This window comes from Streptomyces marinisediminis (assembly GCF_026262575.1).
Classification (GTDB): domain Bacteria; phylum Actinomycetota; class Actinomycetes; order Streptomycetales; family Streptomycetaceae; genus Streptomyces; species Streptomyces marinisediminis.
This window is the reverse complement of the sequence record NZ_JAPKFL010000090.1, coordinates 1-941: the sequence shown is the minus strand read 5'-3', so window position 1 is coordinate 941 and position 941 is coordinate 1. Positions and strand designations below refer to the sequence as shown.

Annotated in this window: 1 protein-coding gene; it reads left to right on the top strand. The window is 79.1% G+C overall.

Annotated features, from left to right (window positions below):
• Positions 1-941 (top strand): ketoacyl-synthetase C-terminal extension domain-containing protein (locus OSB71_RS24190; RefSeq protein WP_323055344.1); only part of this gene is annotated, 941 nt, incomplete at both ends.

Here is a 941-nt window from a genome sequence, read left to right as displayed (position 1 = left end):
GGGGCAGGTGGACTGGTCGGCGGGCGCCGTCGAGCTGCTGACCGACGCCCGCGCCTGGCCGGCCGCCGACGGCCGCCCGCGCCGCGCCGCCGTCTCCTCCTTCGGCATCAGCGGCACCAACGCCCACGTCATCCTGGAGGAACCGGACGCCGAGCCCGCGCCGGAGGCCCCCGAGGTGACGCTGCCGGTGGTGCCGTGGGTGCTGTCGGCCAAGTCCCCGCAGGCGCTGGCCGGACAGGCGGAACGGCTGCTCGCCCGGCTCCGGGCCGACGAGGCGCTGTCGCCCGTGGACGTCGGCCGGGCCCTGGCCCTCACCCGGGCCCACTTCGAGCACCGCGCCGCGATCGTGTGCGGCGACCGCGCGGAGTTCCTCACCGCGCTCACCGCGCTCGCGGCCGGCACGTCCGCGCCGGGGCTGGTGACGGCCACCGCGCGCCCCGGGGCCCGGCCGGTCGTCGTCCACGCCGACGCGGCGGCCTCCCCGGAGGCCCTGGGGGCCATGGCCGAGGGCTGGCGCGCGTACGGCGTCGACCCGGTCGCCGTACTCGCCCACGGCGCGGACGCCGACCCGGTGGCGGCCGAAGGGCCGGGCGGCGACCCGGTCGTCGTGGAGCAGGCCGGCGGCGACCCGGCCCACCTGCTCACCGCGCTGGCCGCCGCGCACGCGCACGGCGTCGCGGTGGACTGGGCGGCCGTCTTCGCGGGCGCCGGTGCGGCCGCGGTCGACCTGCCGACGTACGCGTTCGAGCGCCGGCGCTTCTGGCTGCGGTCCTCGCTGGGCCACGACGGCCGGACGGCGCTTTCGACCACCGGTCTGCGCTCCGCCGGGCACCCGCTGCTGGCCGGTGCGGTGTCACTGGCCGGTGAGGACGTCTCCCTGTTCACCGGCAGGCTGTCGCTGGAGTCGCACCCGTGGCTGGCCGAGCACGCGGTGCTGGGCT